Source organism: Micromonospora sp. KC207 (assembly GCF_004348615.1).
Lineage (GTDB): Bacteria > Actinomycetota > Actinomycetes > Mycobacteriales > Micromonosporaceae > Micromonospora.
This window is the reverse complement of sequence record NZ_SMKJ01000335.1, coordinates 1-6942: the sequence shown is the minus strand read 5'-3', so window position 1 is coordinate 6942 and position 6942 is coordinate 1. Positions and strand designations below refer to the sequence as shown.

7 protein-coding genes and 1 pseudogene are annotated in these 6942 nt (G+C 71.2%); 4 read left to right on the top strand and 4 right to left on the bottom strand.

The window, feature by feature from the left end; all coding sequences use genetic code 11:
- Window positions 1-257: pseudogene (locus E1258_RS28355) on the top strand (glycosyl hydrolase family 5); the annotation flags it as partial.
- A 178-nt stretch (window positions 258-435) separates the two neighbouring features.
- A complete protein-coding gene (locus E1258_RS28350; protein ID WP_132406514.1) occupies window positions 436-1947 on the top strand; it encodes a hypothetical protein in 1512 nt (503 codons plus the stop codon).
- On the opposite strand, the gene E1258_RS28345 is transcribed toward E1258_RS28350, so the two are convergent.
- From E1258_RS28345 to E1258_RS28330, 4 genes are all read right to left on the bottom strand, one after another.
- Window positions 1899-3224: an AAA family ATPase gene (locus E1258_RS28345; protein ID WP_132406512.1), complete on the bottom strand. Its 1326-nt coding sequence runs from the start codon at window positions 3222-3224 to the stop codon at window positions 1899-1901. The genes E1258_RS28350 and E1258_RS28345 overlap by 49 nt on opposite strands.
- A gap of 149 nt (window positions 3225-3373) precedes the next feature.
- Window positions 3374-4108, bottom strand: coding sequence for an FAD-binding oxidoreductase (locus E1258_RS28340; protein ID WP_132406510.1), 735 nt, complete (start codon window positions 4106-4108; stop codon window positions 3374-3376).
- Window positions 4105-4383, bottom strand: a complete 279-nt coding sequence (locus E1258_RS28335) for a hypothetical protein (protein WP_132406508.1) — start codon at window positions 4381-4383, stop codon at window positions 4105-4107. The genes E1258_RS28340 and E1258_RS28335 overlap by 4 nt, the downstream gene beginning before the upstream one ends.
- Window positions 4380-4568: a hypothetical protein gene (locus E1258_RS28330; RefSeq protein ID WP_132406506.1), complete on the bottom strand. Its 189-nt coding sequence runs from the start codon at window positions 4566-4568 to the stop codon at window positions 4380-4382. Before E1258_RS28330 ends, E1258_RS28335 begins: the two co-directional genes overlap by 4 nt.
- A 249-nt stretch (window positions 4569-4817) precedes the next feature.
- Between E1258_RS28330 and E1258_RS28325 the strand changes: the two genes are divergently transcribed.
- Together E1258_RS28325 and E1258_RS28320 are read left to right on the top strand one after the other, a co-directional pair.
- Window positions 4818-6068, top strand: a complete 1251-nt coding sequence (locus E1258_RS28325) for a helix-turn-helix transcriptional regulator (protein ID WP_132406504.1) — start codon at window positions 4818-4820, stop codon at window positions 6066-6068.
- Window positions 6065-6577, top strand: coding sequence for a flavoprotein (locus tag E1258_RS28320; protein ID WP_132406502.1), 513 nt, complete (start codon window positions 6065-6067; stop codon window positions 6575-6577). The genes E1258_RS28325 and E1258_RS28320 overlap by 4 nt, the downstream gene beginning before the upstream one ends.
- Window positions 6578-6942 lie beyond the last annotated feature (365 nt).

Here is a 6942-nt window from a genome sequence, read left to right as displayed (position 1 = left end):
GCCCCACCCCGACGCGGTACCCCGTGCCGGGCACGCCGGTCCCCGGCCACGTCCGGCTGACGTTCACCGACGGGGTGCTCGCACCCGGTGAGTCGAGCGGGCCGATCCAGCTCCGCTTCCACCGGCAGAACTGGACCGCCATCGACGAGCGGGACGACCCGAGCTGGCGGGCCGCCACCGGCGCCTGGGGCGACAACAGCCGGATCACCCTCGACGTCGACGGCGTCCGCGAGTTCGGCGACCAGTACGCCGGCTGAGCCCGCCCCGGGGGGCGGCAGCCGGAATTACCTTTGAGTAGGTTGCCGCCCCCCTGCGAGCATCCCCCTGATTCGCCCGACCCTGAGGTAGCTTCTACTCCGCGCGCGACACCCTTCGCGGACGACGCGATCCCGATCGTCCACGTTCACTTTCCTCGTGAAGGGCCCAACGGCGGACATGGCCGAACCCCTCGAACCATACGTACCCGACCCTACGCTCAGGGCAGCCCTGGAAGACTTCGGGCAGCAGTGCCACCGGGAGATCAGCGTCCCGCCGCAGACGCGCCTCGATCGGGGCTACGGCGGTGCCACGCTCTTCGTCGCGAGGCTCACCGAGCCGGTGCCGCCAGGCAGGACGCTCACCCGGAAGGTCTTCGTCAAGGTCCTGCCGGCCCGCTCGCGGAACCGGGAGGTACGCGGCCAGCACCGGGCGCGCGCCGCCCCGGGGGACTTCGCGAGGCGGCACCTGGCCGAGCAGATCTTCCCCCCGATCGACCTGCGCGACGGCCGCCGGCTCATGTTCGAGGAGACGACCACCGGCGGCGCCCGGGTGCGGGCCCTGGACGAACTGGACGGCGACGACCTGCTCGCCGCGTTCCGGGCCGTGCTGGAGGCGGTGCTGCACGAGTGGAACGGCGTCGAGCCGACCCCCGGGAGGACCCACCCGCCGACCCGCGCCACGGCACTCGGCCCGTACCTCGAACGGGAACTGAGGGCGGCCGGCACGTGGGAGAAGGTCCACGACGCGATGAGCATCTTCGGCTTCCACAGTGACGCCGAGTCGCTGCTCATCGACTCGCGGCCCCTGCCGAACCCGCTGCGGGCCCTGGACCCCGCATCGCCGTATCACCGCCAGCCGATCGACTTCCATCCCGGCTTCGCCCACGGCGACCTGCACGGCGGCAACGTGCTCGTGCCCTGCGGGGCCGACGGCAGGCCGTACCCCGAGCGGTTCTCGCTGGTCGGGCTGAGCGCCATCGACGCGGAGGCCCCGCTGACCCGGGACCTCGCCGCCCTGCTGCTGGCCACCGTGCTCCGGTACGTCCCGAGCCTCACCCGCGGCGAGTCCGAGGCCCTGATCACGTACCTCGTCCACCCGCAGCGGGGGCGACCGGGCACGCTGCCCGGGCCCGTCGCGGAGCTCGTCCGGATCGCCGACGAGGTGGGGACCGCCTACGCCCGGCCGCCCGGCGGAACGCCCACGTGGCGCAGGCAGGCCCGCCTCTCCCTGATCGCCCAGGCCCTGACCTGCACCACCTTCGAGGACCTCAGGCCCGACCGGGGCCTGTGGTGCCTCCGGCTGGCGGCGCGGGCCATGCAGGCGCACCTCGACGAGCACCCCCTCCCGTCCGCCGCCGTCCCGGCTCCGCCCACCGCCGTGGGCAGGTGGCCGGTAAGCCCACCGGCGATCCCCCGCCGGGAGACGGGCACCGCGCACCCCCGCCAGCGGTCCGACGCCGACCCGCCGGACGCCGGCCCTGTCGCCCCACCTGTCGTCACGGCACGGCGGGTGGGCGCGCGCGGGAGGTCACCGCGCCGGATGCTCCTGTGGTGCGTGCTCGCGGCGGCCCTGCTCGCGGCGGTGGGCATCGCGGTGTGGGTGCTCGACCCGCTGGCGACGCCCCCCAGGCGGGCGGGGAATCAACCGGCGAACACCGGGTTAGCCAGCTTCGCCAAGAGATGCTGGTGAGCCTCCCAGCCGTCCGGAAACTTGACCGGGACGTCGAGGTGCACCGGCTCGGTCGACGGGTACGCGTCCAGCAACTCCGCGATGCCCGCCCGCGCCACCACCACGCACGCGTGCCGGTGCCGGGACGTCAGCACGCACAGCCGCCCCGACTCCAGGTGGAACGCGGTCGCGTCCCGCCGCCCCGACAGCGGGTGCAGCACGATCGTCACGTCGTACTCCCGGCCCTGGAGCCGGTTGGCGGTGTCCACCGTGATGCCCGCCCCGGCCCCGCCGAGGTGCCCACGGATGGCCGCGACCTGGTCGCGGTGCGCGGCCCCGACGGCGATCCGGTCGGCGGTGACCGGCGCGCCGGCCGGCGCGTGCTCGGAGACGGCGACCGCGCCGCGCGCCAGCACCCGCAGCGCCAGCGCGGCGCACGCGGCGGCGACCTCCCCGTCGGTACGCGGGGTGTGCCGCTCCGGCAGCTCGTACAGCGCCCAGCCCGACGACGCCGCCAGCTCCACCGCCGCGTCCACGGCGTCCCCCGGCCCGGCCTCGGTGAACGCGAGCACCCGGTCGTCGTGGCCGGTGCCGGCGCGGAACCCGGTGAACGGGTAGAACGCCGCCGCGACCACCGGCGCCGCCGAGGCCGGCAGTCGCCACGACACCGGCAGCCGGTGCACCGGTAGCTGCGGGTTGTGCCGCAGCAGCACCGACACCGCGGACTGCATCGGGTCCCAGGTCAGGCCCGTCCAGCGCAGCGTCTCGACGGTGGAGAACGGGTCGAGCTGCCCGGGGTCCCCCACGAACAGGGCCCGCTCGAACCTGCCGGCCACGCGCAACAGGGCGTCCGACCGCATCTGGTACGCCTCGTCGACGATCGCCCACGGCCAGGAACCGTCGGTGACCGTGGCCCACTTGGCGGCCGTACCGACGATGACGGCCGGCTCGCCGAGGTCGGGGACCTTCGCGGCCACCCTGACCGTGGCGTGCCCTTTCACCCGGTCGGTAGGCCGGTACTCGGTGGCGGAGAGCCGGCCGATGCGCAGCTCGGGGGCCTTGCGGGCGAGCCGGTCGACGAGGTCGTCGACCTGCTCGTTGGTCTGCGCGATGATGATCAACGGCTCGCCGGCGGCGGCGAGTTCGACGGCGGCGCGGACGACGAGGGTGGACTTGCCGGCGCCGGGCGGCGAGTCGACGACCACACCCCGGTGGTCACCGGAACGCAGGTCGGCCAGCACCGCCGTGACGACCCGCTCCGCCTCGACGGACGGCGGCACCTCCAGCCCGGCACGCATCGATTCCACCTCCTGATGGGCGTCTCGGCACACTACCGGCACCAGCCCTGCCTGCATGCGCCCCTGCCCACCCGGCGGGTCCGTCGCCGACTACGTGCCGTTCTGCTTCGCGGCCCGTTCGCCGATAGCGCGTGCTGCGGCGGTTCCCGTCACGGGCCAGCCGGGTCGGGCAGGTGAAGGCGGTCCTCGGGCACCCCGGCGAGGGGCAACCAGCAGCGGGCGATGTCGACCATGGCGGGCGGGCCGCAGACGTACACCTGTTGGTGAGGCTGGTGGTGGCGCAGCGCGAGGGTGAGCGCGTCACCCTGCTCGGCCGGATCGGCGTGCGGGTCGTGGGAGAGGGCGGGCACGATGGTCAGCCACCCGTGGGCGCGCTGGAGCTTGTCGAGGGCGATCGCGTCGTACAGCTCGGCGAAGGTGCGCGCACCGACGACCAGCGTGACCCGGCGGCCGTCGGGAGCGGCGGCGACCTGTTCGACCAGGGCGCGCAGCGGGGCCAGCCCGGTGCCGCCGGCCACCAACAGCAGGTCACCGTCGCGCAGGTGCAGGCCAGTGTCGCGGGGCGGGCCGAGGTGCAGCAGTTCGCCGGGGCGTACGTCGTGGACGAGGCTGCCCGAGACGGCGCCGGCAGCCACGGCACGGACGTGCAGCTCGACGGTGCCGTCGGGGCGCGGCAGATTGGCGGGGGAATACCAACGCCAGCGGCCGGGGCACCGTGGGGTCTGGACGGGAACAGCCTGGCCGGGGTGGTGCGGCAGCCGCACCCAGGGGCGCAGGGTCAGGATGGCGATGCCGGCGCACGGCCGGTCGTGACCGATCACCCTGGCCGGCACGCCGTCGCCGGTCCCCACCGCCGCCTCAGCGGAGTCGCCGACCGCGCTCATCGGGCCACCGCCCGACGCACCTGGGCGATCCGCTCGCCGGGCAGGTCGGCCGCCCAGCACACCCCGACCAGGTAGTCACCGATCCGCCGGCACTGCGCCTCCGACAGGCCGAGCCCACCCCAGGCGTCCGCCGGCTCACCGGCGAGCGCGGCGGTCAGGCTCACCGTCAGGTGCGCGGCGATCCGGTCCAGATCCACCCCGACGAGGTACGGGGACAGCTCCGCGTCCGCCACCACCAGCCGCAGCCACCGGCGGACGATCTCGGCCGGCGTCACGCCTGCTCACCGTGCTCGGGCATGGCCTGCCCCCAGCGAGGCAGCCGACACGGGTTCGGGACCCGTTCACTGCGGTACTGCGCTCCCTCCGGCCAGGACTCGGGGACGTTGGGGTGGACCGCAGAGATCACGTCCTCGTCGATGGCCTGGATGGAAACGGGGAAGTCTGCAACGGCGGTACTCATGGTCTCTGCGCCCCTGTACGTCGCGGAAGGGTGGAAGTGCGCCGGGGCGGGCGGGGACAAGGTCGCGTCGTTCGGGCCGACACACCCCGGAGCCCAGCACCCGCACCGGGTCATGCATCCCAGCTTCGAGGTGAGCCAGAGCAGTAACCACAGCGTCGAAGGAGCCGAAATGACGCATCAATGTGGCGTCTGCGTACCCGCAACATCGACATACGGTTACTAGAGTGACGCCAGGCGAAGGAGGTCTGAGTGGCTCTGAAGCGGCATCGACTCTGCCAGCGGCGGAAGACGCTTGGCCTGAGCCAGGAGCGGTTGGCCGAGCTGCTTGATGTGGAACGTTCCACCGTCGTCCGATGGGAGAACGCCGAGACGGATCCGCAACCCTGGCACCGAAGCAGAATCGCGACGGCATTGCGAGTCACGCTCGAACAGCTCAATGACATGCTCATTGATGTCTCGGTGGCACCCCGGCGAGGTCAGGTCATGAAGAACGGAAGCCCGGCTCCATCACTCGGAACCGCTCGGACGGAACTCCTGACGGGCCTGCGAGCGTTCCTCGGCAACTATGTCCCGGTGCATCAGACTGGCCAGGTGCGTTCCCTCGCCGACGTGCGGCGGGACGTCGGCCGAGTCCACCACCTCTATCAGCGCGCGAGTTACAGCTCAGCAGCTCGACTCGTGCCGGAGGTCTTGGCCAGGGCCGCCGAGACAGCGAGTCAATCCTCGGGAGGCAACCGCACAAGCGCCTTCCGATTGCTCGCCGCCGCCTACATCGCCGCTTCGAAGCTTGCCGCCAAGATCGGGGATGGCCACACCGCCCTTCTTGCGGCGGACCGAGCCTCGACCGCGGCAGGTCTGGCCGACGATCGCCCGCTGGCCGCCGTGGCCGCGTACCAGGCAGCATGTGCTCTTCTCCGTCTACCTGGCCGGTCGGGTGATGCTGAGCTAGTGGTGCAGACCACCGTCGAAAAGCTCACTTCTCAACAGGGGCAAACCAACCCTGACCTCCTGTCTGCACATGGGGCGCTACTCCTCCTGGCTGCGGTGATGGCCGCTAGCCGGCTGGACGCGAAGACAGCCGGGTGCCATCTCGCCAAGGCCGCTGAGCTCGCAACGCAACTCGGATCGGACGGCAACCGGCTGTGGACCGGGTTCGGCCCAACGAATGTCACTATTCATGCCGTCTCCACTGCAGTTCGTGTGGGCAGTCCGGCCCACGCCATAGAGATCGGAACGCGCTTGGACACTTCCCGCCTGCCTGCGGTGCTGGTTGGCCGGCGAGCTCAGGTACACGTTGACCTCGCTGCCGCGACTATGACGGGCTCGGCAGATAAATCGGTCGCGGTACTACACCTCCTCGAAGCGGAACGGGTCGCCGCTGAGGCTGTCCACACCAACATCCAGGCTCGCATGCTGCTGCTCGACCTGCTGTCGAAGGAACGGAGGGCTGCGACACCGGGGCTTCGACCGCTGGCTGAGCGGGCGGGAGTGTTGGTGTGAACAGCAGACGAGTGCTGGCTCTCGTTGTCTCTGCGGCACCACCTGTGCTGCGGATCAGTGAGCTCATTGACCTACTGATGAGCGACGGGTGGACAGTGTGTGTGACCGCCACGCCGACCGCCGCTACCTGGATCGATCGGGGCGCTGTGGCGCAACAGACGGGGTATCCGGTTCGGGTCGAATGGCGGCAGCCGGGCGCCCCGGAGCCCCATCCGGCGGCCGACGTGGTCGTGGTCGCGCCAGCCACCTTCAATGTCATCAACAAGTGGGCACTCGGAATCAACGACAACGTAGCCCTCGGCATCCTCAACCAGGCGCTCGGCACGGGACTACCCACCTACGCCTTTCCGAACGTGAAGCCGGAGCTCGCGGCTCACCCGGCATACGCGGCGAGCCTCCAACGACTTGTCGACGCCGGTGCACACATCACGCCGCTGACCCAAGACAAGGGCTGGTCGTCCTCCATAAACCACATCCGCAATCCAGACAGTGCTGGATTCCCTACCTGAGAAGAAGCAGATGGGGTTCCGCCCGCGTGGCTCTGCACCCGAGTCCGACATGGAGTTGCGTCAGATGGGAAAAAGTGAGTTACGCCGTCGAGGCCGACACAACCCGGGAAACTCAATACCGTCCCGAGGCTGGGGGCCGAGAGATTCACCCTCGACAACCCAGGCCACCACCAACATCAACACGCGGCTTTCGGCACACCCGCGCGTCGAGCCCGGACACGCTACTCTCCAGCCCCATGAACGAGCCTGAGGTGGGTATCTACGAGCACCTGATCACCCGCCAGCTCGCCACCCGACTCCACCACCTCGACCCGGGCCACGTCCAGCATTACCCCCTGGACCCCGCCGACTCCCACCACCTGTCT